24 protein-coding genes are annotated in these 25,620 nt (G+C 64.8%); 12 read left to right on the top strand and 12 right to left on the bottom strand.

Features of this window, described 5'->3' with window-relative positions:
• Positions 1-49 precede the first annotated feature (49 nt).
• A complete protein-coding gene (locus O4220_RS24565) occupies positions 50-931 on the bottom strand; it encodes a DUF5666 domain-containing protein (RefSeq protein WP_269608164.1) in 882 nt (293 codons plus the stop codon).
• A 91-nt stretch (positions 932-1,022) separates the two neighbouring features.
• Complete coding sequence (gene clpB / locus O4220_RS24570; RefSeq protein WP_269608165.1) at positions 1,023-3,569, bottom strand: ATP-dependent chaperone ClpB; 2,547 nt, start codon at positions 3,567-3,569, stop codon at positions 1,023-1,025.
• 200 nt (positions 3,570-3,769) lie between these two features.
• On the opposite strand from clpB, the gene O4220_RS24575 reads away from it, so the two are divergent.
• The gene (locus O4220_RS24575) at positions 3,770-4,933 is read left to right on the top strand and encodes a globin domain-containing protein (RefSeq protein ID WP_269608166.1); all 1,164 of its coding nucleotides are present in this window, start codon (positions 3,770-3,772) and stop codon (positions 4,931-4,933) included.
• Positions 4,934-4,950: 17 nt separating this feature from the next.
• Here O4220_RS24575 and O4220_RS24580 read toward each other — a convergent pair whose 3' ends face one another.
• Complete coding sequence (locus O4220_RS24580) at positions 4,951-5,622, bottom strand: hypothetical protein (protein ID WP_269608167.1); 672 nt, start codon at positions 5,620-5,622, stop codon at positions 4,951-4,953.
• A 292-nt stretch (positions 5,623-5,914) separates the two neighbouring features.
• Here O4220_RS24580 and O4220_RS24585 point away from each other — a divergent pair, with 292 nt between their 5' ends.
• Positions 5,915-6,334 (top strand): helix-turn-helix domain-containing protein, encoded by a 420-nt coding sequence (locus tag O4220_RS24585; protein ID WP_269608168.1) that lies wholly within the window; start codon positions 5,915-5,917, stop codon positions 6,332-6,334.
• A 14-nt stretch (positions 6,335-6,348) separates the two neighbouring features.
• On the opposite strand, the gene O4220_RS24590 is transcribed toward O4220_RS24585, so the two are convergent.
• A complete protein-coding gene (locus O4220_RS24590; RefSeq protein WP_269608169.1) occupies positions 6,349-6,624 on the bottom strand; it encodes a DUF2277 domain-containing protein in 276 nt (91 codons plus the stop codon).
• A gap of 22 nt (positions 6,625-6,646) precedes the next feature.
• The gene (locus tag O4220_RS24595; protein WP_269608170.1) at positions 6,647-7,222 is read right to left on the bottom strand and encodes a TetR/AcrR family transcriptional regulator; all 576 of its coding nucleotides are present in this window, start codon (positions 7,220-7,222) and stop codon (positions 6,647-6,649) included.
• 88 nt (positions 7,223-7,310) lie between these two features.
• Between O4220_RS24595 and O4220_RS24600 the strand changes: the two genes are divergently transcribed.
• A complete protein-coding gene (locus O4220_RS24600; protein ID WP_269608171.1) occupies positions 7,311-8,708 on the top strand; it encodes a cytochrome P450 in 1,398 nt (465 codons plus the stop codon).
• Here the strand turns inward: O4220_RS24600 and dinB are convergent, their stop codons facing one another.
• Positions 8,709-9,896 carry a DNA polymerase IV gene (gene dinB, locus O4220_RS24605; RefSeq protein WP_269608193.1) on the bottom strand — a complete coding sequence of 396 codons (1,188 nt, stop codon included), beginning with the start codon at positions 9,894-9,896 and terminating at the stop codon, positions 8,709-8,711.
• Between the two features lie 167 nt (positions 9,897-10,063).
• On the opposite strand from dinB, the gene O4220_RS24610 reads away from it, so the two are divergent.
• From O4220_RS24610 to O4220_RS24620, 3 genes are read left to right on the top strand one after another with little or no spacing between them, the layout of a single operon-like run.
• Positions 10,064-12,337, top strand: coding sequence for a putative bifunctional diguanylate cyclase/phosphodiesterase (locus tag O4220_RS24610; protein ID WP_269608172.1), 2,274 nt, complete (start codon positions 10,064-10,066; stop codon positions 12,335-12,337).
• An 11-nt stretch (positions 12,338-12,348) separates the two neighbouring features.
• Complete coding sequence (gene bluB / locus O4220_RS24615) at positions 12,349-12,969, top strand: 5,6-dimethylbenzimidazole synthase (protein WP_269608194.1); 621 nt, start codon at positions 12,349-12,351, stop codon at positions 12,967-12,969.
• Positions 12,966-14,012, top strand: coding sequence for a YncE family protein (locus tag O4220_RS24620; RefSeq protein ID WP_269608173.1), 1,047 nt, complete (start codon positions 12,966-12,968; stop codon positions 14,010-14,012). The genes bluB and O4220_RS24620 overlap by 4 nt, the downstream gene beginning before the upstream one ends.
• A gap of 4 nt (positions 14,013-14,016) precedes the next feature.
• On the opposite strand, the gene O4220_RS24625 is transcribed toward O4220_RS24620, so the two are convergent.
• The 3 genes from O4220_RS24625 to O4220_RS24635 form a co-directional block, all read right to left on the bottom strand.
• Positions 14,017-14,529, bottom strand: coding sequence for a DUF427 domain-containing protein (locus O4220_RS24625; protein ID WP_032380167.1), 513 nt, complete (start codon positions 14,527-14,529; stop codon positions 14,017-14,019).
• Between the two features lie 22 nt (positions 14,530-14,551).
• Positions 14,552-15,271, bottom strand: coding sequence for a DUF2637 domain-containing protein (locus O4220_RS24630; RefSeq protein ID WP_269608175.1), 720 nt, complete (start codon positions 15,269-15,271; stop codon positions 14,552-14,554).
• A gap of 113 nt (positions 15,272-15,384) precedes the next feature.
• Positions 15,385-16,119: a dienelactone hydrolase family protein gene (locus tag O4220_RS24635; protein WP_269608177.1), complete on the bottom strand. Its 735-nt coding sequence runs from the start codon at positions 16,117-16,119 to the stop codon at positions 15,385-15,387.
• Between the two features lie 387 nt (positions 16,120-16,506).
• Between O4220_RS24635 and O4220_RS24640 the strand changes: the two genes are divergently transcribed.
• Positions 16,507-16,914 carry a GNAT family N-acetyltransferase gene (locus O4220_RS24640; protein WP_269608178.1) on the top strand — a complete coding sequence of 136 codons (408 nt, stop codon included), beginning with the start codon at positions 16,507-16,509 and terminating at the stop codon, positions 16,912-16,914.
• On the opposite strand, the gene O4220_RS24645 is transcribed toward O4220_RS24640, so the two are convergent.
• Positions 16,887-17,189 (bottom strand): WhiB family transcriptional regulator, encoded by a 303-nt coding sequence (locus tag O4220_RS24645; RefSeq protein WP_080730720.1) that lies wholly within the window; start codon positions 17,187-17,189, stop codon positions 16,887-16,889. The genes O4220_RS24640 and O4220_RS24645 overlap by 28 nt on opposite strands.
• Before the next feature lie 120 nt (positions 17,190-17,309).
• Positions 17,310-17,870: a gluconokinase gene (locus tag O4220_RS24650; RefSeq protein WP_269608179.1), complete on the bottom strand. Its 561-nt coding sequence runs from the start codon at positions 17,868-17,870 to the stop codon at positions 17,310-17,312.
• An 80-nt stretch (positions 17,871-17,950) separates the two neighbouring features.
• Between O4220_RS24650 and O4220_RS24655 the strand changes: the two genes are divergently transcribed.
• Complete coding sequence (locus O4220_RS24655; RefSeq protein ID WP_269608180.1) at positions 17,951-18,694, top strand: FadR/GntR family transcriptional regulator; 744 nt, start codon at positions 17,951-17,953, stop codon at positions 18,692-18,694.
• 59 nt (positions 18,695-18,753) lie between these two features.
• Positions 18,754-21,306, top strand: a complete 2,553-nt coding sequence (otsB, locus tag O4220_RS24660) for a trehalose-phosphatase (protein WP_269608181.1) — start codon at positions 18,754-18,756, stop codon at positions 21,304-21,306.
• A gap of 246 nt (positions 21,307-21,552) precedes the next feature.
• On the opposite strand, the gene O4220_RS24665 is transcribed toward otsB, so the two are convergent.
• The gene (locus O4220_RS24665; protein ID WP_269608182.1) at positions 21,553-22,659 is read right to left on the bottom strand and encodes a LacI family DNA-binding transcriptional regulator; all 1,107 of its coding nucleotides are present in this window, start codon (positions 22,657-22,659) and stop codon (positions 21,553-21,555) included.
• Between the two features lie 142 nt (positions 22,660-22,801).
• Here O4220_RS24665 and O4220_RS24670 point away from each other — a divergent pair, with 142 nt between their 5' ends.
• The 3 genes from O4220_RS24670 to O4220_RS24680 are packed head-to-tail and all read left to right on the top strand — an operon-like array spanning position 22,802 to position 25,588.
• Positions 22,802-23,830 (top strand): metal ABC transporter solute-binding protein, Zn/Mn family, encoded by a 1,029-nt coding sequence (locus O4220_RS24670; protein WP_269608183.1) that lies wholly within the window; start codon positions 22,802-22,804, stop codon positions 23,828-23,830.
• A gap of 31 nt (positions 23,831-23,861) precedes the next feature.
• Entirely contained in the window at positions 23,862-24,695 is an 834-nt protein-coding gene (locus O4220_RS24675) for a metal ABC transporter ATP-binding protein (RefSeq protein WP_269608184.1), read from the top strand.
• Positions 24,692-25,588, top strand: coding sequence for a metal ABC transporter permease (locus tag O4220_RS24680; protein WP_269608185.1), 897 nt, complete (start codon positions 24,692-24,694; stop codon positions 25,586-25,588). The genes O4220_RS24675 and O4220_RS24680 overlap by 4 nt, the downstream gene beginning before the upstream one ends.
• Positions 25,589-25,620: the final 32 nt, after the last annotated feature.

Below are 25,620 nucleotides of genomic sequence, written 5' to 3' on the forward strand. Positions count from 1 at the left end.
CCCACCACCGCCGGGTCCTGTGAACGATCCCTACGACACTGCGGGTTTGCTATCCGCCGAGCTTCGGCGTCTCGATGATGACGTTCGCTCGAATCGTGCCGTCCTCGACGGCTTCTCCCTGCACAACGACGAAAGCACCGACGGTCAACGACGCCAGATCTGGACCGGACAACGAGATTATCTGGGTCTGCGGTGTCGTCTGAATCGTCACCGGAGCACCGTCGAGACCGTTGATCGTGAGCGTCGAACCGTCGTTGGCAGTGATCGTTCCCACCGACGAGCCGAGTTGACCGAGTATCTCGGGAATACCGCCCGGGATGAGTTCGGGCGTAGTCGTCGCACCCGATTCCGTGGGACGAGGCGTGGTCGTGGGCGCACTCGACGGCGTGGGGCGAATGGACGTCGACGGCGCGGCAGCAGTGGTGTTCGACTCGTCCGATCCACCGCTGAGGAAGGAGATTCCGAAAACCACGACGATGGCGAGGACAACGAGTCCGATCAGCGCCAGAACCCACGGACGGGGGCCTTTGCCACCCGAATCGGCGGCGACGGGTTCCGCAGGGGGCGGCCCTCCGAACTGCTGGGGTCGGCCGAACTGCTGAGTCTCGTAACCCTGTCCCTGGCCGTAGGGCGGTTGGCCGTACTGCTGAGTCTGGCCGTACTGCGGTTGGCCGTACTGCTGGGCCTGGCCGTAGGCCTGGTTTGCTGCTGCCTGTTGATCGGGGTCGTACGGCGGTAGCGCCTGCGTGGGCTGATACCCCGGCGGATACGCCTGTGGATCTGGGTTCTGCTGAACCGGATTCTGGTACCCCGGACTTCCGTACGCCTGAGTCGGATATGCCTCTGTGGGTTGAGCGGCATCGGGTCGGTTGTGCTCTGCCGCATCCTGGTCGCGCTCCCGCGGTGACCGTGGGTCGTCCGGATTCGTCATTCCACGAGGGTACCTACCCGGCAGTACGCAGGTGACGACGCAGAACGGGCCCGCACGAACAGTGCTCGTGCGGGCCCGTCTCGTAGACCTGCTAACCCAGGATGAGGCGTTCGCCGTCCGGGCTTGCATTGACCGACACCACGTCGCCGTCGTGGACATCCCCGGCGAGCAGCAGCTTCGCCAGTTGATCGCCGATGGCCTGCTGGATCAAACGCCGCAGCGGCCGAGCGCCGTAGAGCGGGTCGTAGCCTCTGGCCGCCAGCCACATCTTCGCCGGCGAGGACACCTCGAGCGTCAGACGTCGAGCGGCCAGACGCTTGGTGAGGAAGCCGAGCTGGATGTCGACGATCGACTCGAGCTGGTCCTCGGACAGAGCGTCGAACACCACGACGTCGTCGAGGCGGTTGACGAACTCGGGCTTGAACGAGCGACGCACCGCGTCCATGACCTGCTCCTTGGTACCGCCGGCACCGAGGTTGGAGGTGAGGATCAGGATCGTGTTGCGGAAGTCGACGGTCCGGCCCTGACCGTCGGTGAGCCGACCTTCGTCGAGCACGGCGAGCAAGATGTCGAACACATCGGGGTGCGCTTTCTCGACCTCGTCGAACAGCACCACGGTGTACGGACGCCTGCGCACCGCCTCGGTCAACTGACCGCCGGCCTCGTAGCCCACATAGCCCGGAGGTGCACCGACGAGCCGAGCGACAGCGTGCTTCTCGCTGTACTCGCTCATGTCGATGCGCACCATCGCGCGTTCGTCGTCGAAGAGGAACTCCGCCAACGCTTTCGCGAGCTCGGTCTTACCCACACCGGTGGGACCCAGGAACAGGAACGATCCCGTCGGACGGTTGGGGTCGGCCACGCCTGCGCGCGCTCGCCGGACGGCATCGGACACCGCCTGCACCGCATCCTTCTGTCCGACGACTCGCTTACCGAGTTCGTCTTCCATGCGGAGCAGTTTGGCGGTCTCGCCTTCGAGCATCCGGCCTGCCGGGATTCCGGTCCAGGCCGCCACCACATCGGCGACGTCGTCCGGCCCCACCTCCTCCTTGAGCATCACGTCACCCTGCGCGGGCGACGCCTCGGTCTTGACGGCGAGTTCTTTCTCGAGTGTCGGGATGCGTCCGTACCGAAGCTCGGCGGCCTTGCCGAGATCGCCGTCGCGTTCGGCGCGATCGGATTCGCCACGCAAATTCTCGAGTTCTTCCTTGAGCACTCGTACCGAGTCGATGGCGTTCTTCTCGTTCTGCCAACGCGTGCTGAGACCGGCCAGCTTCTCCTGGAGGTCGGCGAGTTCCTGACGCAGCTTGTCCAGGCGGGCCTTCGACGCGTCGTCGGTCTCCTTGGCCAGTGCCATCTCCTCGATCTCGAGGCGACGGACGGCTCGTTCCACCTCGTCGATCTCGACGGGGCGCGAGTCGATCTCCATGCGCAGCCGCGACGCAGCCTCGTCTACGAGGTCGATCGCCTTGTCGGGCAAGAACCTGGCCGTGATGTACCGGTCGCTCAGGGTTGCCGCGGCGACCAGGGCAGAGTCCGTGATCCGGACACCGTGGTGCACCTCGTAGCGTTCCTTGAGCCCGCGCAGGATGCCGACGGTGTCCTCGACCGAGGGCTCACCGACGTAGACCTGCTGGAAGCGACGTTCGAGGGCGGCGTCCTTCTCGATGTACTTGCGATACTCCTCGAGGGTCGTCGCACCGACGAGACGCAGTTCGCCACGAGCGAGCATCGGCTTGATCATGTTGCCCGCGTCCATCGCGGATTCGCCGGACGCGCCGGCTCCCACGATGGTGTGCAGCTCGTCGATGAAGGTGATGACCTGGCCTGCGGAGTTCTTGATGTCGTCGAGCACGGCCTTGAGCCGCTCCTCGAACTCACCGCGGAACTTCGCGCCCGCGACCATCGAACCGAGGTCGAGCGAGACGACGGTCTTGCCGCGCAGGCTTTCGGGAACGTCGCCGGCGATGACGCGCTGCGCGAGTCCTTCGACGATGGCGGTCTTGCCGACGCCGGGCTCACCGATGAGCACCGGGTTGTTCTTGGTTCGCCGTGAAAGAACCTGCACGACGCGCCTGATCTCGGTGTCACGACCGATGACGGGATCGAGCTTGCCTTCTCGGGCCAGCGCGGTCAGGTCGGTGCTGTACTTCTCCAGCGCCTGGTAGGTGTTCTCGGGATCTGCGCTGGTGACCCGAGCACTCCCGCGAACGGCTTGGAAGGCGTCGCGCAGCTCGTTGGGTCCGGCTCCGTGCCCGGTCAACAGCTTGCCGACGTCGTCGCTGCCGGTCGCCAGGCCCACCATGATGTGTTCGGTGGAGACGAACTCGTCGTCGAGTTCGGTGGCCAGGTGCTGCGCTGCGGTGATCGCGGCGAGGGTTTCACGGCCGAGTTGCGGAGTGGTGGTCGAGCCGGATGCCGAGGGCAGGCGATCGACGAGATTCTGCGCTTCTCGACGCACCGTTGCGGGGTCGACGCCGACGGCCTTCAGCAGTGGAGTGGCGATGCCGTCGGTCTGATCGAGCAACGCCACCAACAAATGTGCCGGACGGATATCCGGGTTGCCGGCCGCGGATGCGGCCTGCAGAGCAGCAGAAAGCGCTGCCTGCGACTTCGTGGTGGGAGTGAAACTGTCCACCGGTCACCTTCTTTCTCGGATCGGTTCTTGCGTGTCGATGGGTACAACCATAGACAAGTTGAGTCTGTTCCGCTCAACCTTGAATTTCTCGTGCGCCCTCTCGCGCGAAAGTCTCGATCGGTCTACTTTGGTGACGGTCGACAGTGGCTGTGTCATCGGTGGCGAACTCGGTGGCGAATCGGTGGGGTGGAGGTTGATCGATGCTCGACGCACGAACGATCTCCTTGGTCCGTACCGGTTTCAAGGCCGTCGTCGCGTCGCCCGACGGCCCTGCCCGCCTCTCCAGGTCCTTCTACGCACACCTCTTCGCCGAGTACCCCGACTTCCGATCCCTGTTTCCCGCCTCGATGGATTCGCTTCGCGAACACTTCGTGCTGGCGCTCGGCTACGTCTTCGAGCATCTCGACGACACCGACCGCGTCGAACCCTTTCTCGAGCAACTCGGCCGGGACCATCGCAAGCACGGCATCTCGGGCGCACACTTCCGTGCGGGCAGCTCGGCTCTGATCAGTGCGTTCCGCACCTTCGCGGGCACCGAGATGTGGACCGACGAGGTCGAAACGGCCTGGCACGACGCCCTCACCGTGGTGAGCAACGCGATGGCCGCCGCCGCAGACAACGACGAACTGCCGCCGTTCTGGAGTGCCACCGTCGTCGAACACCAACGGCTACTCGACGACCTCGCGGTGGTGCGATTGAAGACCGACGGCGAGATCCCCTACTTCCCCGGGCAGTACGTCAGCGTGCAGATCCCGCAGCGACCCAAGTTGTGGCGATACCTGTCCCCGGCCATTCCGAGCAACCCGTACGGCGAGATCGAGTTCCATGTTCGACGCGTATCCGGTGGCTGGGTGTCGCCGGCGATGGTCACCGAGACAGTCGTAGGCGACCGCTGGTCCATCAGTCCGCCACTGGGCGGGATGCACGTCGATCGCGCGATTCGCGAGGACGTGTTGATGATCGCGGGAGGCACCGGCCTTGCTCCGTTGCGTGCTCAGGTGATGGAGATGGCTCAGCGCAGCAACAATCCGCGGGTGCATCTGTTCGTGAGCGGGACGTATCCGTGCGATCTCTACGATCTGGACACCCTGTGGCAGCTGTCGCTGTCGAATCCGTGGCTGACCGTTGTTCCGGTGACCGAGGAGTTGGAGGATCCGTGGTGGTACTCCGGACCGCCTCGCGAGCTCCCGTGGGGAATGCATCATCGACTGCACGGTGCGGTGGGCAAGGTCGTCACCCGATTCGGCTCGTGGGCCGATCGGCAGATTCAGATCTGTGGGTCGCCATCGATGGTGCGCACCACGTTGTACGCACTACGCAAGGTCGGTACACCGATGGAACACATTCAGCACGATCCGTTTTGACTGTGCCGCAACGCTTTTCAGCTGGACAGCGATTTCGGCGGCGTGTCGTCGACAACCCCGCCTGCCACCAGCCGTGGAGTCCAGGCCTCGGTGACGAGTCGGCCGTCTCCGGTGATGATGGCATCGGGATCGGGATCGATCAGGATGGGGTACCCGGTATCCGCGGTAGCTCCGACGTTCTGCACCAGCAGGCCGTTCTCGATGGTGTAGTGGACGTGCACCGACTGTAGATCGCCGTCGAAAGCCCATGGCCGGCCGATGAAGATCACGGCAGTGCCGACCTCGTCCAGTACCGACACCGAGCCGTCGTGCTCGAGCCGCAGACTCCACAGGGGCGGCATCGACGTCGCGAACTCGAATCTGTGCGGTGCGTACGGAGCCAGAAGATGGATCATCAGCAGCGCACCGTCGTGCGGATCACGCTGCGGCACAATAACTTCGTAGGATCCACACTCGTAGAACCTGGATCCGAACGGTCCGGGGATTCCCGCGCCGAGATCGCCCGCAATGGCAAGTTCGAGCCGAATGCAGCCGGAGCCGTTCTCGGCTCGGAGGGTGATTCCCTCGGAAGGATGCGGCGTGGGCGACTCGTCTCGCGGCGCGTACGACAGAACCGCGCGCAGCAGCGGTTCGACCACCTCAGCGTCACCGTCTCGTGAATCGAACGTTCGTCGTCGTCGATCGGCCATCTCCACCCCCTTCGCCTGGCAATCCAGTGTGCCACCGAGGTGCCGATCGTGCGACGAATTCTGCCCGAAAACCATCTGTTCGATCGAGACGGCACACGATCGAAGCATCCTGGCCGCGTCGGTGCGCCCGCACGGATCAGGAAACCGATCAGTACTGTTTCCGGCTAAGTTTCTGCAGGTCAGCCATGGTTCAGCGAACCTACGGTACCGGCTACTATCAACCGGTTCGGTCCGCGGCGGATCGATCTGCCCGGTGGGCAGCGGCCGTGTCAGGAAGGCAAACACATCCCCGATGTCCGCTGAGTTCGCCGCACGCCTGAACCATCTGTTCTCCACGATCCATCCGCCGGGACGCAAGCCACACACCAACGCCGAGGTGGCCGACACTCTCGCCCTGCGCGGGCACCAGATCTCCAAGCCGTACATCTCGCAACTGCGATCGGGGCAACGCACCAACCCGTCCGCCGACACCGTGACGGCGTTGGCCGCCTTCTTCAAGGTCAAGCCCGACTACTTCTTCGACAACATCTACGCAGCGAAGGTCGATCACGACCTCGAACTACTGGGCCGACTCCAGGGATACGGCCTCCGCCGCCTGTCTGCCCGGGCGTTCGACCTGTCCGAGGAATCCCAGAACCTGCTCAGTTCGATGGCCGAGAAGCTCCGTGTGAGCGAGGGACTCCCCGCGGTGCCACCGGACAGCACCCGTTAGACCGGCACGCGCATTCAGGCACCCGCCTTGGCGGCAATCCTCGCCTGCACTTCGGGACGCCGCAGCGGCGGCACCGTGGGCGGTGGCTGACGCCGCTCCGGCAGTGCATCGAGGAGCCGATGCGTCGTTGCCGTCACCTCGGCGACGGCCAACTCGAAGGCGTCGCGCGTGGCGTCGGATGTTTTCTGCACGCCACTGATCTTGCGGACGTACTGTCGTGCGGCAGCTTCGATCTCGTCGTCGGTTGCGTGCGGTTCCAACCCCCGCAAGGTGGTGATGTTTCGGCACATACCTCGACGATAGCCCCGCACGTCACACCTCGAGAAGACCCGACAGTGCGCGTAGGCACAGTTCGCGGACCTGCACCCGATCGAGAGTTCTGCGCTCCACCCAGTCCAGGCACACCGCTCGCACGAATGCGATCCAGCCGAGCAGAGCTGTTCGTACCGTCTCGTCGTCTGCGAATGCCGCGGGCAGCGCGGCGAGGATCCGCTCCTGCTGAACGGCGAACTCCCGCGTGAGGATGTCGTTGATTCGATGGTCGCCGAGCAACGCGCCCCGATTGACGGCCTGGAGGCCGTGCGCGTGTTCGTCGGAGTAGGCGATGTATGCGTCGAGACCGGCTGCGACCTGCTCGAAGACCGAAAGCGAGGTGTCCGGCGCAGTGACGTCGAGGTTGCGCTCGGATTCTGTTCGCACGATCTCGACGAAGAACTCCCGCTTCGACGGAAAGTAGTGGTACATCAGCCCGCGTGAGACACCCGCGCGGTCTGCGACCTCCTCGATCCACACATCCTCGTACGGCCGCTCTGCGAACAATGCGGAGCCGATCTCGAGTAATTGCGCGCGACGCTGCGCCGGCGTCATGCGCTTGCGGGGTGTGGTCATGGGCTTCGAATGTTACTTGACACGAGTTCAACAGTGAGTACGGTCACTATTGCACATCGATTCAACAAACCGAGACCATGGAGTGGCGATGTCGACACAGTTCGCGGTGCGCAACGGCTCGCTACCGCATCCCCCCTACCGGCTTCCCGTCCTCGGCGACGTCGTCGGCGTCGATCCCCGCACCCCGATTCAGGACTCGACCGTCCTGGCCGGCCGACTCGGCCCGATGTTCGAGCGCGAAATTCTCGGGCGACGCTTCGTCTTCGCCTCCGGTGCCGACGTGGTGGGCGAGCTGTGCGACGAAAAGCGCTTCGAGAAGTTCCTGCCCCCTGGAGTCGAGAATCTACGGGACATCGGGGTGGACGGACTGTTCACCGCCTACAACCACGAGCCGAACTGGCAACGCGCCCATGACCTTCTGCGTCCGGCCTTCACCGCAAGTGCCATGCGCGGGTACCACGAGATCATGGTCGATGTCGCAGATGACCTGATCGAGCACTGGGAGGGCCGCTCTCGTAGCGGTGCCGACACCGACGTCTCTTCGGACATGACGAAACTGACACTCGAGACCATCGGACGCACCGGCTTCAGTTACAGCTTCGGCTCGTTCGCACGCGCCGAGCCGCACCCCTTCGTGGCTGCCATGGTCGGTGCACTGACCTACAACCAGCGGCGGTCGCTGCTGTCGATCCCCGCGTTCGCAAAGCCGTTGTTCGCCCGGTCCGATCGCAGATACGCCCACAACAAGCAGTACTTGGCCGATGTTCTCGCAGATGTCGTCAGAACCCGCCGCCGATCGACCGAGGACTTCAGCGACCTGCTGCAGATCATGATGGATGCCGCGAAAGATGCCGACAATCCGAATGCACTGAGCGAGGCCAACATCGGATACCAGATCCTGACGTTCCTGATCGCCGGGCACGAGACCACCTCGGGTGCACTGTCTTTCGCGCTGTACTACCTGGCGAACCACCCCGAGGTGTTCGAGCGCGCCCGCGCCGAGGTCGACGAGGTGTGGGGCACGAGTAAGCCGGAGTTCGGTCAGGTCCCCAAACTGCGGTACGTCCGCCGAGTCCTCGACGAATCACTGCGCCTGTGGCCGACGGTTCCCGCGTTCGGACGCGGCGCACGGGCAGAGACCGTCATCGGCGACGACTACCGCATGGCACCCGGCGACTGGGCTGTAGTTCTGGTGACGGCCTTGCATCGCGATCCGGTGTGGGGTGAGCGTCCGAACGACTTCGATCCCGACAATTTTCTGCCCGATCGCATCAAGGCCCGCCCCGCGCACGTGTACAAACCTTTCGGCACCGGTGAACGTGCCTGCATCGGAAGGCAATTCGCAATCCACGAAGCAGTTCTGGTGCTCGGGACCATTCTGCAGCGCTTCGATCTGCAGGCCGACCCGTCGTATCGACTGAAGGTCCAGGAACGACTGACCATGATGCCCGAAGGCTTTCGGGTGCAACCGACAGCTCGACGGTAGTCAGTCCGGCAGAAGTGGGACCGAGATTCCCGGGTCTCGGCCGAGCAGCACCCCACGCGTCAACGACGTGGAGCCGAACTTCTTGTGCACCCCGTCGAGCGCACGGTCGAGAGCCGATGCCTCCGGGGGCTTGCGCACCTGCGGCGCGTCGAACTGCAGTTCCAATTGCTCCGCGCCGCCCTTGTCGATACTCGAAACGGTGACGCCGACCAAGGTGATGCCCTTCTCCGCGATCATCGGTGCCGCGTCGTGCAGCAATTCCAACGCGGCGTCGAGAATATCTCGGGTGTCGGCGGTTGCTCGATCGAGTGTGTGCGACCTGGTGGCGCGGGTGAAGTCCGCAAAACGCAAGCGCAACATAACAGTTCGCCCGGTTCGATCCGCTGCGCGCATACGGCGAGTGACGCGATCGACGAGCCCGATCAACGATGCCTCCACCTCGGCTGCATCGTGCCTACCGCGCCCGAGCGCCCGCTGTGCGCCGATGGAACTCCGTGACTTTCCGGGCTGAACACGTCGAGGATCCCGGCCCATGGCCAGCGCATACAGATGCGCGCCCGCACCCTTGCCCAGCACCGAGGCCAACGACCGCTCACCGTAGGCCGCGATGTCGCCGACGGTTCTGATGTCGAGAACGTGCAGCTTCTCGGCGGTCACTTTCCCTACGCCCCAAAGTCTTTCGATGTTCAGTGGGTGCAGGAACTCGAGTTCGCCGCCGGGCGGTACGAGCAGCAGACCGTCCGGCTTGGCGAACGCACTGGCGACCTTCGCCAGGAACTTCGTGGTCGCGATTCCGACGGTGATGGGCAGCCCCACCTGCTCGGCGACGTCCCGCCGCAGTTGCCGGCCGATCTCCGTCGCACTGCCCGCGATCTTCTGCAACCCGCCGACGTCGAGGAAAGCCTCGTCGATGGAGATGCCCTCCACCAGAGGGGTGGTGTCGTGAAAGACGTCGAACACGTCCTTGCTCGCCTGCGAGTACGCCTCCATGCGCGGCGGCACCACGATGGCCTGCGGGCACACGGCCCTGGCCTGACCGCCACTCATTGCGGTGCGCACCCCGAACGCTTTGGCCTCGTAGCTGGCGGCGAGCACCACTCCCCCGCCGACGATGACCGGCTTTCCGCGGAGCCGGGGGTCGTCGCGTTGCTCCACCGAGGCATAGAAGGAGTCGAGGTCGGCATGCATGATGCTCGCCAGGTTCGGGTTGTTCGACTCCACGAATCCATGCTCGCACGGGCTACCGACATCCTCGGAGTGCACAACCAGAGCAATCGGGACAGCCGAAGTGACCCAGATCACCGAGTGTGCCATTGTTGAAGTCGTCGGATCGGCGTGAACGGCTGGAGAGAATCGTGACGGCCTGGTGGCGGTGGTACGCAGCCCTCGGCGTACTCGGCTGCGTCGCCTACTTCGCGGTTCCGAGCATCGTCTGGGCCCAGTCGATCTTCGTTGTCGTCGGCGCGTCGGCCGTTGCGGCCACCGTGATCGGCACCAGAATGCACCGGCCGCGCAATCGCACTGCGTGGCTGATCATCGCGTCGGGCACCGGGCTCTGGGTCGTCGGCGACATCGTGTTCCAGTGGATCGACGTCACGAGGGGCAGCGTTCCCGAGCCGTCGCTTGCCGACGCGGTATATCTGATGGCCTACCCGATCTACGGGTTCGGCCTGTTTCTGCTGGTCCGGCACAAATGGCGCGCGAGCGAGCGCGGTCACGTCGCGAACAGTGCCATCGTCATGGTCGCGTTCGGATTGCTCACCTGGGTGTTCGCCGTGCAGCCGTCGCTCGGAGACGACGGCATTTCGGGGACAGCCGGCCTGGTCGATGTGGCGTATCCCGCCATGGACATCTTCCTACTGGGTTTGCTGGCCCACTTCGTCGGCTCACGACAATGGCGCACTCTGTCCTACCGGTTGCTGACGGCTGCAGTATTGCTTCTGGTCGTCACCGACATCGTCAACAATTTCTCGATCGTTTCGGAGCCGTCGGCGGAGCGTTCGCTGATCGACGTCGGTTGGACCATGTCGTACGTCCTCATCGGCGTCGCCGCCCTGCATCCGTCCATGCGGCGAATAACGAGCCCGAACATCGAACCCGAAGCACACCTGATGGCGTCGTTCACTACCCCCACGGTCGTCGTCTTGACCGCCGCCACCCTGACTGCTCCGACGGTCATGTTCATCGAGGTGATTCGCGACGAGCCGATCGCGCAATGGGGCTGGGCAGTACTGCTGTGTGCGTCGGCTTTGGTAATTCTGGTGATACTCCGCATCACCGATCTGCTGCGCTTGCTCCACACCCAAACCGTGCGGCTCCGCGCCGCCGCCGACACCGATCGCCTCACCGGTCTCGCCAACCTCCGCGCTCTCGAGCACAGGATCTGGCAGAACGCGGGCGACACGACCCTACTGACGGTCGATATCGACCGATTCAAAGAAATCAACGACACTTTCGGACGCGGCCTGGGCGATCAGGTTCTCGTGGCGGTCACCGACAGACTGCGAAGTGTCGTCGACGATTCGATCATGTTGGCGCGCTTGGCAGGTGACGAGTTCGCACTGTGCGGGACGGCCGATTCCATGGATCCGACTGCGCTGGCACACGAGATTCAGCGCCGGTTCGCTGCGCCGTTCGATGTGGGCACCATGACGCTGCTGATCGAAGCGAGTGTGGGTGTGGCATCGAGCCTTCCCACTGCCGAGGGCGAGGACGAGGCCACCCCGGATCGCCTGGTGCAGCGCGCCGATCTCGCCGTGCAGGCCGCGAAGGCGACGCAGTCGCGCGTCGCCTTCTACGACCGCTCCATGGACAGAGACACGAGCGCGCAACTGATCATGCTCGGCGAGTTGACCACCGCACTCGAATCCGACCAGCTCGAGCTGCTGTATCAACCTCAGGTCGATCTCGAGTCGATGACGGTCGTCGGCGTCGAGGCATTGCTGCGGTGGCATCATCCGAACGGGACACTGCTTGCGCCCAGTGCTTTTCTACCCACCGCCGAACGTACCGGGCTCATTCGGCCGCTGACGAGCTACGTGCTCACCCGCGCGCTCGCCCAACGTAGCCGCTGGGCAATGGACGGACTGGATCTGCAGATTGCCGTCAACATCTCGACCCGCAACCTGTTCGACGACACCCTGATCGCGCAAGTGCGCACCGCACTGCGGGAATTCCGCTGCCCTGCCGAACGATTGACATTGGAAGTGACCGAGACGTCGGCCATGACCGATCCGGTGGGTGCAACCGAGATGCTGTCGATTCTGCATGCGATGGGCGTACAGGTCGCCATCGACGACTACGGCACGGGCTACAGTTCGCTCGCCTACATCGAACGTCTGCCGGTGCAGGAGCTCAAGATGGATCGAGCTTTCATCGGCGGGATGACCCACGATCCCGCGCACGCCGCCATCGTGCGATCGACCGTCGAGCTCGCCCGTACGCTGGGGCTGTCGGTGACTGCAGAGGGCGTGGAGGACGAGATGACGATGACCGCGCTACGCGAACTGCGATGCGGGCGCGCCCAGGGGTACCACCTCGGCAGACCCACCCCATCGGATCTGCTACCCGCCCTCGTCACCGAACTGAACACTCGTCTCGAAATTACTACAGGAGAACGGATACCATGACCGAGGCAGCCTTGTCGGTGTACGCCGCGATTCGATCTCGACGCGATGTCCGTGCCGAGTTCGACGGAACCGTCGTGAACGACGACACGCTGCGCCGCATTCTCGGTGCGGCGCATCAAGCGCCGAGCGTCGGCAACACCCAGCCCTGGGACTTCGTCGTGGTCCGCAAGCCCGACACCCTGAGCACATTTGCCGCCCACGTCGCGGGCTGCCGACAGGACTTCGCCGACAAGCTCGATGCCGAACGCCGAAAGACGTTCGACCCCATACGGATCGAGGGAATCGAGACGAGCGGGACCGGAGTGGTGGTCACCTACGATCCGAACCGTGGAGGACGGCACGTCCTGGGCCGCGACACCGTCGACGACACCGGGTTGTTCTCTGCTGTACTCGCGATCGAGAACCTCTGGCTCGCAGCGATTGCCGAGAACGTCGGAGTCGGCTGGGTCTCGTTCTACGACGAGGCGTACCTCACCGAATTGCTCGACATCCCCGCTCCGGTCCGTCCCATCGCATGGCTGTGCGTAGGCCCGGTCGAGTCGTTCCAGGAGGTCCCGGATCTGGAGCGTTTCGGTTGGCGCTCTCGGCGTCCCCTCGACGACGCCCTGCACTTCGAGCAGTACCGCCGATGATGCGAGCGCGCCTGGTTGCGGTGGCTACTGCCTGCCTGCTCGTAGTCGGCTGCTCTGCAGCCGAGTCCCCTACCGAACCGTCCACTCCGGCAACGACTCCGGCAGCCGAGCCCGCACAGGCTCCGGATTCGGCCGACCCGATCGGCACCGTCGTCCCCTTCCCCGGCGCACCCGAGGGTGTCGTGGTCGGGACGTCCGGGATCGCTGCCGCAGCGGTACGAGAGCCCGACGGTGTGGTGTTGTTCGACGCAGCAACAGGTGTCGTGCGACAGATGGTCCAGACGACCGGAGCACCACGACACCTCTCGCTCGCCGGCCCCGACGGCCCGGTGCTGGCACCGCTCGAAGGCAGCGACGAGCTGGTCGAGGTCTCACTCGACGACGGCGCGATCCTGTCGACAGCCACCGGTGTGGGCCGTCAGCCGCACGATGCCGTGTCGACCTCCGACGGCACGATCGTGGCCACCAACGAAATGGGTGGCGGAGTGATCTTCTTGCGCGACGGCTCGGTGCTGTCGGAACTACCGCCGGGCCCCGTCCAACCCGGTGGAGTAGCAGCTCTCGGGCCGTACGCAGCCGTCGCCGACGTGCAGGGCAACGGCGTGTGGGTCTACGAAGGCGCGACACAACGCGAGGTGGCGCAGGCCCCGATCGGCGTCAAGCTCACGCACGCAGTGACGGTGAACGAGACGACGGCCGGATTCGCCGACACCGACGGCGGAGCAGTCCTGCTCACATCGGTCGACACAGCTGGGGGCATTCGTCAGATCGCATCGATCGACGCACCCGGCAACCCGTACGGGCTTGCCGTGGACCCCGACCGTCAGCTGCTGTTCGTGACGTTGACCGCGTCGAACCTCCTGCGGGTGGTCGACGTGTCGGATCCCGCTGCGCCTCGCATACTGGGCGACGTCCCGACGGTGACGCAGGCCAATTCGGTCGCGGTCGATCCGCGCACCGGGAACGTGCTCGTGACCGGCAGCGACCCCGGTACGGCGAGTTCGATTCAGATCATCGCCCGCGCCGAGTTGCCCGCGGAGTGAGTCGTCACCAGCCGTAGGAGCCCGGAATTCCCTTGAACGGGCCGACGACGTCGTCGGTGATCCAGCCCTCGTAGAAACCGCCTTCCTGAGGTCGGACCGCTTCTCCATCGATTTCGCACTGCAGACGGCTGGGTGAGAACGCCAGGTAACCCGCAATCGCGGCGAACCGCGGCGTGGGGTTCTCGTAACTCCACCCGGCCGCCTCTGCGACGGCGTCTCCGCCGTGCACGTCCCAGTACGTTGCCGCGCCTTTCCACTCGCAGTGCGTCGAGCGCGCCGCCGAAGGGGTCAACGCACCCGGAACGACGTCCGCCGGCGAGATGTACCAGGTGGGCGGATGGCTCGTCTCGAGTACGCGGTAGGCGGCGGTGGTGCGGGCGACCACCTCTCCTCCGAGTCGAACGACGAGCGAGCGGTTCGAGGACTCGAGGCTCGGCGGTCGGGGGTAATCCCAAACGGATTCCTGGCCGGGCTTCGGCTTCTCGGGAACGACGGATCTCGGCAATTGTGGACTCATCCTTCGATGGTGCCACCGGCCGTCACGGGGCGTCGACGGGATAGAGATCGTCCACCCGTTCTTCGTCGAGAATCCAGCGATCGACTTCGTCGAGAGGTTCGACGACGCGCACCGGGGATTCGATCGTCGGTTGCTCCGGGCGGATGTCTTCGATGGTGCGGATGTCCTCGAGGGGGTCGGGATCCGGCAGCGGAACCGACTGGACCGGCACGGCGGGAGCAGGTGTGCGGATTTCCGGTCGCGGCTGTTCGGCTGGTTGTGTCGACTCTGCTATCGGAACGACTGCGATGGGCTCGTCGGTATCCGTGGTGGTTGCGGTCTTGGGCAGCTCTGCCGGGATACGCACCAGGATGCCGAGCCCGTGCGTCGCGGCCAACAGACTCACTGGGGCGACGGTCGCAATGGCCGCCGACAGAGCGGGATGCAGCGTGCCGGCGTCGGAGATGAAGGCGTGCATGGCATTTGCGCCGATGCTCACCAGAGCTGCGGTGATCAACACACCCCAGAAGAAGCGTCGACCACTGCGTTGATCCTCGAATTGGGCGAGCGCGATCACGGAGATGGTGGCCTGGAGAATGGTGCCGTCGACGATGACCGGCCACAGCCATGACAGCGAGCGCGGGACGCCTGCCATCGTGGCGAGATCCCACAGAGCGGCGAAACTCAGCACGAACGACGCAATTCCGATGACGGTGGTGATGACGACCGCACTGACGAGCGTCGCACGCAGGACCTTGTTCATGGGTCGTCATGAAACACGAGACCACCGACAAGTTCGTCGAGCCGACGACGGTCAGCCCGCGAAGCAGGTGCGAACGATGGTGTCGTCACCGCGGATATCGATCGGACCGAGACTCAGGTTGTCGTCAGTGCACTGTCCAACAGGGCAAACAGTTGCTCCCAGTGCCGCTCGGACCCGACTGCATCGAAGGCGTCCGTGTCGGCCATGGTGAAGCCGTGAATCGTGCCCGGGTAGATCTCCGAGGTGTAATCCAACCGAGCCGCATCGAGCGCTGCGTTCAAATCTTTCAACGCTTGTGGAGTCAGGTCGCTTGCGGCGTGGCCGAAGTGAACGCGACCGGTGATCTTCGCGAACTCGTCGGTTCCGTCTGCGCCCACCGGACCGTGAAAGGCGGCGATGGCCGCTACCCGGCCACCGAAGGCGGCGGCTGTCCGCGTGGCCAGCAGACCGCCTATGCAGTATCCGACCACCCCGGCCGGGCCGTCCTTCACTTCGGGCTGTCCGGCAAGGAATCGAAGGTAGGCGTCGGCGTCGCCCACGACGCGCTCAGCAGTGTGTCGATGAATCAAGGGCATCAATTCATCGACGATTGCAGGCCTGGCTTCCTCGCCGATGTGAGCAGGAAGCGCGACAAGCGGTGCTCGACCGTGTCGGTAGAAGATGTTGGGTACGAGCACGTAGTAGCCATGGGCGGCAAGCTTCTCCACCATGTCTCGGAGCACGGGACGGATACCGAAGGCATCCGGATACACGAGAACACCGGGGACCGGCCCTCGGTGTTCGGGAAAGGCGGCGAAGACGTCGGCCAGACCATCCGCCATTGGGATGTGAAAAGTTTTGGTAGGCATGAACTCCCCTGTCGTAGTTGACTATTCGAGAGATGAATATCAACACGACGAGGCGGATCCCGCGCGCCCGTCAAAACAAGGCCGGGTCACCGATCCGTGCGTGGCGCAATGCCGTCCCGGTGATCATTGCGAAAGACCAACGCGTCCGGACCCACCGACACCAGGCTCTCGGAGATCGGTCATGAACGAGCAGCATCGTGGCAGGCTGTCGGGATGACGGTGACGAGCGCTCCCTGGTGCCACCCCCGGCCTGGGCAGTCACGACTTCACTTGGATGCAATTCCCGCAGACGTTGTGCACGCATTGGCAGCCGGCGAATCGATTCCCGTTGCACACCAACATTTTTCGCCCTATATTGCGGGGATCGAATGCCGCAGCCTGTGGCGGATGAGAAGCAAGCAGATCATCGACATCCCCGGTGATGCACCGTGGATCACGCGACTGATGGTCGACCCGGACGTCGCGACGCCGGTCGGCGTGGCCGGCTTCCACGGAGCTCCCGACGAGACGGGAATGGTGGAGATCGGGTATCGAGTCGACCCGAGGTTTCGTCGACGGGGCTATGCCCGGCGTTCCGTGGAAATCCTTCTCGACGTTGCGCGACGCCACCTGGACGTACATACCGTCCGCGCTACCGTCACACCGGACAACACGCCGTCTTCGACCCTCATCGAGAGCTTCGGGTTCGTCGAGGTGGGTGAGCAGTGGGATGACGAGGACGGCCTGGAGATCGTCTACGAAGTCTCCACAGCAGCGGTACAGCAGAATCAGGCGGTACGAACGGCCCCGCGGTAGACGTCGGCGCGGTCGTGCGCAGACATTCCGCCCCACACGCCGTACGGCTCGTTCGCTTCGAGTGCATGCCTGCGGCATTGGTCGAGGACCGGGCAGCGACCGCAGACCTGCTTGGCGGCCTTTTCACGCGAGGAGCGGGCGCGGCCCCGTTCACCCTCTGGGTGGAAGAACACGGACGAGTCCAGTCCACGACACAGGCCGTCGAGTTGCCAGTCCCATACATCTGCGTTGGGGACGGGAAGTTGGACCGGCCTGGCGGGTGCGCCTCGCACCATGAGATGTCTCCTCACAGAAAAGTGAACAAGCTCACCTTCTCTCATTCATCGTACTTTTACAAGTTCTTTTGTTCATTCGTAGTACTTAAAAGCAAGCGCGCTTGCTTGGAAACGATGCGCTCAGTGACTCTCCGACATTCCCGCGCGCTTCTCGAGCTCGACGAGGACCTGTCCGGCGATCTTGGTCGGCGGCGGGCCGATGTCGACGACGATGGCGTTCTCGTCCTCACCGAGCGGCTCGAGTGTCGAAATCTGGGTATCGAGCAAGGAGGACGGCATGAAGTGGTCCATTCGAGCATTGAGGCGTCCGCTGATCCGATCCTTGGTCCCGGCCAGATGCACGAATATCACCGGGGCTCCGTCCCTGGCTCCCGCGCTGAGCACGTCCCGATACGAGCGCTTGAGTGCCGAGCACGTCACGATTCCCGACCGGCCCGTCGTGGTGTGGTCGGTGATCCACTCCGCGATCACGTCCAACCACGGCCACCTGTCCTCGTCGGTCAACGGCTGCCCCGACGCCATCTTCGCCACGTTGGCGTCCGGGTGCAGGTCGTCGCCCTCCTGCAGGTCCCATTTCAATGCTCCGGCGAGGATTCCCGCCACCGTGGATTTACCCGATCCGGACACTCCCATCACCACGAGAACCGGATGATGCGCTCTGCCTGTCGTCTGCGATGCCATCCCTCGATACTGCTGCATCGAGCTCGTTCGGATCGGACAGACGCGAGAAACCGGGCCACCCGTGGGACGATCGATCGGACATGACCGAGACCAGCGATTTCCGCCAACTGCACGATTCGGTTCTCGACGAGCTCGGTCGCGACATCGTGAGCGGCGCGATCCCGGGAGGAACCCGAATCTCGGCCGACGACGTCGCCGTGCGGTTCACCGTCTCGCGGACGGTCGTACGGGAAGTGGTCCGGGTTCTCGAGTCGCTGGGGTTGCTGACCGTGCGGCGGCGCGTCGGGATCACCGTGCAGGGTTCCGAGAACTGGAACTCGCTGGATCCAGTGGTGATCCGCTGGCAGCTGGCCGGCCCCGCTCGCGCCGAACAACTATTACTGCTCAGCGAATTGCGTTCGGGCATCGAGCCTTTGGCAGCCAAGCTCGCAGCTCACCGAGCGACGCCCGAGCAGTGCGGCGCACTGACAGCCGCCGTCATCGGGATGTCGTCGACGTCCCGCGCGGCCGACTCCGAGGCGTACCTCGAACACGACTGCAACTTTCATCGGACGTTGCTCGCCGCGTCGGGCAATCCGATGTTGCGGTCGATGTCCGACATCGTGGTGGAGGTGCTCGCCGGACGCACCCGGCACGCTCTGATGTCGAGGCAGGCAGACCCGGAGGCCATCCGCCTGCACGGGGTGGTCGCCTCGTCGATCCAGTCCGGCGACGGCGATGCCGCACAGCGAGCCATGTTGGCCATCGTCACCAAGTCCGCCGCATCGATGTCGGCGGCCTCGGGTGTGACGCCGTCGCCCGGTCTGGTGCCCGACCAGCAGTGATGCACCGAGCGCACGAAGCCAGGTGCGCCGACCCGAGGTTCATCGCCTAGATTCGACGCGTGACTGCTCTCGAATTGCCGCTCGAACTTCGCCGCGCGCTCGTCGGAGTAGCGAGGACCCCGCGCCTGCTCGTCGCGTCCGATTACGACGGCACCATGGCTCCGATCGTCTCCGACCCGCAGAAGGCCTTCCCACATCCGGAGTCGGTCAGCGCCATGCGCGGGCTCGCCTCACTGGCCGGCACCAACGCCGCCGTCATCTCCGGGCGCGCCCTCCGCGATCTCGCGATTCTCTCGCGTCTGCCGTCCGAGGTGCAGCTGGTGGGCAGCCACGGCAGCGAGTTCGACGCCGGGTTCGTCAACGCCATCGACGACGACGCCAAGAAGCTCCTCACCGTCATCACCGGAGAACTGCAGAACATTGCCGACGCCCATCCCGGTGTCAGTATCGAGACCAAGCCGGCCAGCGTCGCGCTGCACGTGCGCAACGCCGAGACTGCCGCCGGCGACGAGGCGCTAGCCGCTGTGCGTTCCGGCGCGGCAGCACGCGACGGCGTTCAGGTCACCGAGGGCAAGTCCGTCATCGAGTTGGCGGTCATCGTCACCGACAAGGGCGTCGCCCTCGACATTCTTCGTCACCAGGAAGCAGCCACTGCCGCAGTCTTTTTCGGCGACGACGTCACCGACGAGAAAGCCTTCGGGCACCTGCACGGCCCCGACATCGGGGTCAAGATCGGGCCGGGCGACACCCTCGCAGAATTCCGTATCGACAGCACCGAACAGGTCGCGTTGGCCTTGGCGTTCCTGTTGGAGGAGCGTCGGCAGTGGCTGTCCGGAGCCGATGCGCCACGCATCGAACGACTGACGATGTTGGCCAGTCCCAATGCCGTTGCCCTGCTTACCCCCGACGCCGATGTCACCTGGCTGTGTCACCCCGAGCCGGATTCAGCGGCAGTGTTCGCGCACCTGCTCGGCGGCGATCAGGCCGGTCACTTCAGCGTCGGACCCACCCGCGCATCGCTGCCGCTGAGCCAGCAGTACGTGGACGGCACGATGACGGTGCAGACCAAGTGGGCCAGCCTGCAGGTCACCGACTACCTGCCGCACGACATCGGTCAAGGCCAGACCGCGTTGACTCGCGTCATCACCGGCAGGGCGACTGCCGTGGTGACGTTCGCCCCGCGTCCGGAATTCGGAAAAGCATGGGCATCGCTGGAACCCGACGCCGACGGCCTGCGCATTCTCGGCACGGCCGACCCGATGGTGCTGCGTAGCCCAGGCGTCACCTGGAACATCGTCTCCGACGGGTCGCAGCAAACCGCGCATGCCGAGGTCGATCCCTCCAACGGGCCGATCGTCCTCGAATTGCGTCTCGGCACAGACGATCTGAGCGAGCACCCCTGGGCCGAGGTCGAGCGTCGCCGCGCCGCCGAGGCCTACTGGAAGGACTGGGCCGACGGGCTCGACCTGCCTCCGCTCAAGCGCGATCTGATGAAAAGATCCGCCCTGACTCTGCGCGGCCTGGTGCACGCCGAGTCCGGTTCGATCATGGCCGCCGCCACTACTTCACTGCCCGAAGATATCGGCGGAGTGCGCAACTGGGACTACCGCTACTGCTGGCTGCGCGATGCGGCACTCACCGCTACCGCCCTGGTGGACGTCGGGTCCATGGCCGAGGCCGAGAACTATCTCTCCTGGATCCACGGAGTACTGGAATCGGTGTCCGGCCCCGAGCGGTTGCACCCGCTGTACACCATCTGGGGCCTCGGACTCCCGCCCGAGGCCGTCATCGACGAACTGCCCGGGTACGCCGGATCACGGCCGGTGCGCGTGGGAAATGCTGCGAACCAACAGGTTCAGCTGGACGTCTTCGGACCCATCGTCGAATTGGTGTCCGCCCTCGCCCACGCGCGCAAGACCGCAGGCTCGGAGAACGGCCTGTCCGACGACGACTGGGAACTCGTCCGCGCCATGGTCGAAGCCGTCGAACGACGCTGGTTCGAGCCCGATCACGGCATCTGGGAGATCCGCGACAATCCCCGTCACCACGTCTACTCGAAGGTGATGGGGTGGATCACCGTCGACCGCGCCATCGGTTTGGCCGAAACCTTCGGCCGCACAGCCGAACCGAGCTGGGCACCCCTGCGCGAGACAATCCGCGAGGAAGTGCTCGCCAACGGCTGGAACGACGAGGTGCAGTCCTTCACCGCCGCCTACGACGGGACCGACCTCGATGCCGCGACGCTGTACATCGGCCTGTCCGGACTGATCGATCCGGTAGACCCCCGCTTCGCGGCCACCGTCACCGCCACCGAGGCCGAACTGCGGAGCGGATCGACCGTCTACCGCTACCGTCACGACGACGGTCTGCCCGGTGGAGAAGGCGGATTCCACCTGTGCGCTGCCTGGCTCGTCGAGGCATACCTGTTGGTGGGACAGCGCGCCGAAGCCGAGGCCCTGTTCGCCCAACTCGTCAGTGCCGCAGGCCCCACCGGACTGCTCAGCGAGGAATACGACCCCATCGCCGAACGGTCACTCGGCAACCATCCGCAGGCCTACAGTCACCTCGGTCTGCTGCGCTGCGCGAGATTGCTCAGCGCCCAACCTGCCTGACACCCACCCCCCATTCGCGTCCCCGCCCGACCCCCGGTTCACGCCTCCCCAGTTGGGATCAATGCGCCTTTGTTGCACTCAGACTGACTGAAACCCACATTCATCCCGAACGGGGTTCCGGCCGACACTGAATGAATGCGGCTTTGTTGCACTCTGACTGACTGAAATCCACATTGATCCCAGGTGGGCGGGCGGGCGAGAGAGGGGGCGGGCGAATGGGGGGACGGGAACGGGCGACGACAGAGGTCAAGCAATAGCGGGCGGTTGATCCGGCGGAGGTCCTGCGGTTCGTCCACGGAAGAGTTCGGTCGGCAGGGTTTCCGCGGCGACGATGCCCGAGTGCGAGGACGAGAGCACCAGTTTCCCGGCTCGACGGCCTTTTTCCTCGGCGTCCTGGCGCACGGTGGTGAGGTTCTCGCGGATCGCGTCGGAGATGCCGTCGAATCCGGTCACCGAAAGTTGGCTCGGCACATCGATTCCGGAGACCCTCGCGAAGTTGAGTGCACCGAGCGCGATGACGTCGGTGGTGCAGAGCAGCGCAGTGGTTTCGCGATTGGCTTGCAGGGCCTGGGCCGCGGCGGAGTGGCCGGAGCGAACGGTGTGGTCGAAGCGTTCGACGACCGTGAGGGTGTCGGGATCGAGTCCGGCGTCGATCATCGCGGCCTGAACTCCGGCAATCCGTTCACGTTGGACGTGGAAGTGACTGTCCGCCAGCCGCCCCGGGGGTACGACGCCATCGCGGCGGTCGCGTCCGAGCCGCATGCACAGCACCGCAAGATGCTCATGACCGAGCGAGATGAGATGTGCGGCAAGCATTTTCATAGCGACACGGTCGTCGATGGCAACGAGGGCCGCCTCGGGGATGTTGCGGGGCTGGTCGCACACGACGATCGGGAGGTGGCGTTCACGCACTGCAGCAAGGTAGGGGTCGTCGTCGGCAACGGAGTACACGACGAATCCGTCGACTCCCGCCTGTTGCACCACGGCCGCGGCCTGGACGTCGTCGCGTTCGGCACCGGCGGGAATCAGCAGCAGACCTTGCCCTGCGGCCTCGCAGGATTCGGCGAGGCCGGCGAGGAAGCTCATGGCGGCCGGGTCACGGAAGGAATAGCTCAGAGCCTCGGTGAGGAGCAGCCCGATGGCTCCGGCCTTGCGGGTACGCAGCGATCTGGCGACGGGATCGGGGCCGGCGTAGCCACGCCGTTTGGCCGCCTGCAGAACGCGTTCGCGTAGTTCGGGAGAGAGCTGATCCGGTCGGTTGTAGGCGTTCGAGACAGTGGTGCGCGATACCTTCAGCTCGGCAGCAATCGATGCCAACGTCGCTTGACGTCGCGGTTCGCTCGACCTGACCATTACCGGGACGTTAGTCCCACAACGCACTCCCGGGAAATTCGAGGTCGCCTTCGTCCGATTCGATCGAGAGGCCCGGTGAGCGCTAGAGTACAACGGTAACGGTTTCCATTAGCGTCAAGCATTGCTCGTCAGGAGTACATCGATGTCGTCCACTCATCGCGCGTCCCGGACCAAGCTCATGGCTGCACTGGGCCTGACCTGCGCCGCAGCTCTCACATTGAGCGCATGCAGCTCCAGTGATCCCACGAGCACCGAGTCCGCCCCCGCCACCCCCGTCGACGGGCCGATCACGATCGTCGCGTCCACCAACGTCTGGGGAAGCGTCGCCGAGGCGGTTGCCGGTGACCTCGCGACAGTGACGTCGATCATCTCCGATCCCTCTGCGGACCCGCATTCCTACGAGGCGAGCCCGGCCGACGCGGCTGCCGTCTCCGAGGCATCGCTCGTGGTCTACAACGGGGGTGGCTACGACCAGTTCATCGAGGACATCCTCGGCTCCGAGGGCAAGAATGTGCCGTCGGTCGACGCCTTCACCCTGTTGGACGAAAGCCACGATCACGACTCCGCAACCACGTCGGAAGCAGAAGCCACGTCGGAAGCAGAGGCCGAACCGACGACGGACGACGGTCATTCACACGGCGAGGTCAACGAACACGTCTGGTACAACGCCGAGGTGGCAGCGCACACCGCCGAGGAGATCGCAGACAAGCTCGGTCAGCTCGATCCCGACAACGCCGCGCAGTACACCGCCAACGCCGAGACGTTCCACGAGCAGGTCCACGCCATCACCGACGTGACCGCACAGATTGCCGCCGATTTCCCGAATGCGCCGGTCGCACAGACCGAACCGATCGCGCACTACTTGATCGAGGAGTCCGATCTCGACGATCGCACCCCCGAGGACTTCAAGGATTCGATCGAAGAAGGCAACGATCCGTCGCCCGCCTCCATCGCCGCGACGCGAGATCTGTTCACGTCCAAGTCCGTTCGCGCGCTGGTCTACAACATCCAGACCGAGGATGCCGTCACCCAGGACATTCGCTCCACCAGCGAGGCAGCAGGCATCCCCGTCGTCGAGGTCACCGAAACGCTGCCCGCAGGCATGACGTACATCGAGTGGCAGACCAAGGCTGCGACGGATCTGCAGGCCGCCCTCACCACCGCCTCCTGACCCGAACCGGCGTGATGGAAAGCTGTAGTACATGCCTGCTGTAGATCTGCGCGATGCCGGACTGGCGTTCGGCGAGCGCACGCTGTGGCAGAACCTGGACCTGGCGGTCGAGAAGGGCGAATTCGTCGCCGTTCTCGGCCCCAACGGGTCGGGTAAGACGTCGCTGCTCAAGGTGTTGCTCGGCCAGAATCAGCTCACCTCCGGCACGGCCGCGATCGACGGCAATCCCGTCCATCGCGGCCAGTCGGGAGTCGGCTACGTCCCCCAGCAACGCAACATCGACGACGATCTGCCGCTACGCGGACGCGATCTCGTGGGCCTGGGCTGGGACGGCCACAAATGGGGCATGGGATTGCGCGGCATGCGGCAGCGCAAGGAAACGGTGCAGCGAGCGATCGATCAGGTCGACGCCGACTCCTTCGCGGGCGCGCCCGTGGGCTCGATGTCCGGCGGGGAGCAGCAGCGACTGCGCATTGCCCAGGCACTCGTCGGGGACCCCTCGGTCCTGCTGTGCGACGAGCCCCTGCTCAGCCTCGACCTCGCCAACCAATCACTGGTCTCGAGCCTCATCGATCGTCGACGGCGTGAGCACGAGACAGCCGTTCTGTTCGTCACTCACGAGATCAACCCGATCCTCCCGCTCGTCGACCGCATCGTCTACATCGTCGACGGCCGGTTCCGCATCGGAACTCCCAACGACGTCATGACCACCGAAGTGCTGTCCGAGCTCTACGGCACCGAGGTCGAGGTGTTGAAAGTTCGCGGACGACTCGTGGTCGTCGGGACCGGCGACTCCATCGATGCGCTCGGCTCCGCCGGCGCTCACCATCCACCCGTGCCGCACGACAGAGAAGACAAGGCATGAACGAGAAGGTTCTCGACGCATTCTCGAAGATGCTCGACTTCGACACCACCGCCAACCTGCTGACCTACGACTTCGTGCAGCAGGCGCTGATCGCGGCCGCGATTCTCGGGCTCCTCGCAGGCGCACTCGGCCCGCTGATCGTCAGCCGCCAGTGGGCTTTCGCGGTGCACGGATCCAGCGAACTCTCGCTCACCGGGGCATCCGCTGCCCTGCTGGTCGGTATCACCGTCGGTCTCGGCGCCATCGTCGGTTCGGTCGTCGCGGCGGTGATGTTCGCACTGCTCGGCAACAAAGCCCGCGACCGCGACTCGGTCATCGGCGTCATCATGTCGTTCGGGCTCGGCCTGTCGGTGCTGTTCATCTGGCTCTACCCGGGCCGAACCGGCACCAGCTTCTCGCTGCTCATCGGCCAGATCGTCGGCGTCGGGCAGAGCGGAATCCAGCTGCTGCTGGTGTGCGCCGTGCTGGTGTTGATCGTCCTCGCGGTGGTCTACCGGCCGCTGCTGTTCGCCAGTACCGATCCCGAGGTGGCGCTGGCCCGTGGCGTCCCCGTCCGTGCACTCTCGGTCGTGTTCGCCGTTCTTGTCGGCGTGGCGTGTGCACTGGGCGTTCAGATCGTCGGAGCCCTGCTGGTGCTCTCGCTGCTCATCACTCCCGCCGCGGCTGCCGCGCGGGTCACGGCCAGCCCGCTCAAGGCGACGCTGCTGTCCATCCTGTTCGCCGAGATCGCCGCAGTCGGTGGCATCTTGCTCTCCCTCGCTCCCGGACTTCCCGTCTCGACGTTTGTCACGACCATCTCGTTCGTCATCTACCTGCTCTGCCGCGCTGTGGGTGCGACGCGCAAGGCCAACTCCGGACGGCTCGTCGCCGCCCTAGACATCCCAGGTCCGTAACTTGTCAAGCTGCGGCGGGTTGTGGCGCTGTT

It is taken from the genome of Rhodococcus ruber (genome assembly GCF_027270735.1).
GTDB classification, from domain to species: Bacteria; Actinomycetota; Actinomycetes; order Mycobacteriales; family Mycobacteriaceae; genus Rhodococcoides; species Rhodococcoides rubrum_A.

Coding starts and splice junctions, on each gene's coding strand:
- O4220_RS24625 (WP_032380167.1), bottom strand. CDS start 14,529: ATGAGTCCACAATTGCCGAGATCCGTCGTTCCCGAGAAGCCGAAGCCC.
- O4220_RS24595 (WP_269608170.1), bottom strand. CDS start 7,222: ATGACCACACCCCGCAAGCGCATGACGCCGGCGCAGCGTCGCGCGCAA.
- O4220_RS24635 (WP_269608177.1), bottom strand. CDS start 16,119: ATGCCTACCAAAACTTTTCACATCCCAATGGCGGATGGTCTGGCCGAC.
- O4220_RS24590 (WP_269608169.1), bottom strand. CDS start 6,624: ATGTGCCGAAACATCACCACCTTGCGGGGGTTGGAACCGCACGCAACC.
- O4220_RS24645 (WP_080730720.1), bottom strand. CDS start 17,189: ATGGTGCGAGGCGCACCCGCCAGGCCGGTCCAACTTCCCGTCCCCAAC.
- O4220_RS24650 (WP_269608179.1), bottom strand. CDS start 17,870: ATGGCATCGCAGACGACAGGCAGAGCGCATCATCCGGTTCTCGTGGTG.
- O4220_RS24585 (WP_269608168.1), top strand. CDS start 5,915: ATGTCCGCTGAGTTCGCCGCACGCCTGAACCATCTGTTCTCCACGATC.
- O4220_RS24630 (WP_269608175.1), bottom strand. CDS start 15,271: ATGAACAAGGTCCTGCGTGCGACGCTCGTCAGTGCGGTCGTCATCACC.
- O4220_RS24640 (WP_269608178.1), top strand. CDS start 16,507: ATGAGAAGCAAGCAGATCATCGACATCCCCGGTGATGCACCGTGGATC.
- O4220_RS24600 (WP_269608171.1), top strand. CDS start 7,311: ATGTCGACACAGTTCGCGGTGCGCAACGGCTCGCTACCGCATCCCCCC.
- O4220_RS24565 (WP_269608164.1), bottom strand. CDS start 931: ATGACGAATCCGGACGACCCACGGTCACCGCGGGAGCGCGACCAGGAT.
- O4220_RS24665 (WP_269608182.1), bottom strand. CDS start 22,659: ATGGTCAGGTCGAGCGAACCGCGACGTCAAGCGACGTTGGCATCGATT.
- dinB (WP_269608193.1), bottom strand. CDS start 9,896: ATGCATGCCGACCTCGACTCCTTCTATGCCTCGGTGGAGCAACGCGAC.
- O4220_RS24620 (WP_269608173.1), top strand. CDS start 12,966: ATGATGCGAGCGCGCCTGGTTGCGGTGGCTACTGCCTGCCTGCTCGTA.
- O4220_RS24580 (WP_269608167.1), bottom strand. CDS start 5,622: ATGGCCGATCGACGACGACGAACGTTCGATTCACGAGACGGTGACGCT.
- O4220_RS24675 (WP_269608184.1), top strand. CDS start 23,862: ATGCCTGCTGTAGATCTGCGCGATGCCGGACTGGCGTTCGGCGAGCGC.
- O4220_RS24670 (WP_269608183.1), top strand. CDS start 22,802: ATGTCGTCCACTCATCGCGCGTCCCGGACCAAGCTCATGGCTGCACTG.
- O4220_RS24655 (WP_269608180.1), top strand. CDS start 17,951: ATGACCGAGACCAGCGATTTCCGCCAACTGCACGATTCGGTTCTCGAC.
- O4220_RS24575 (WP_269608166.1), top strand. CDS start 3,770: ATGCTCGACGCACGAACGATCTCCTTGGTCCGTACCGGTTTCAAGGCC.
- O4220_RS24680 (WP_269608185.1), top strand. CDS start 24,692: ATGAACGAGAAGGTTCTCGACGCATTCTCGAAGATGCTCGACTTCGAC.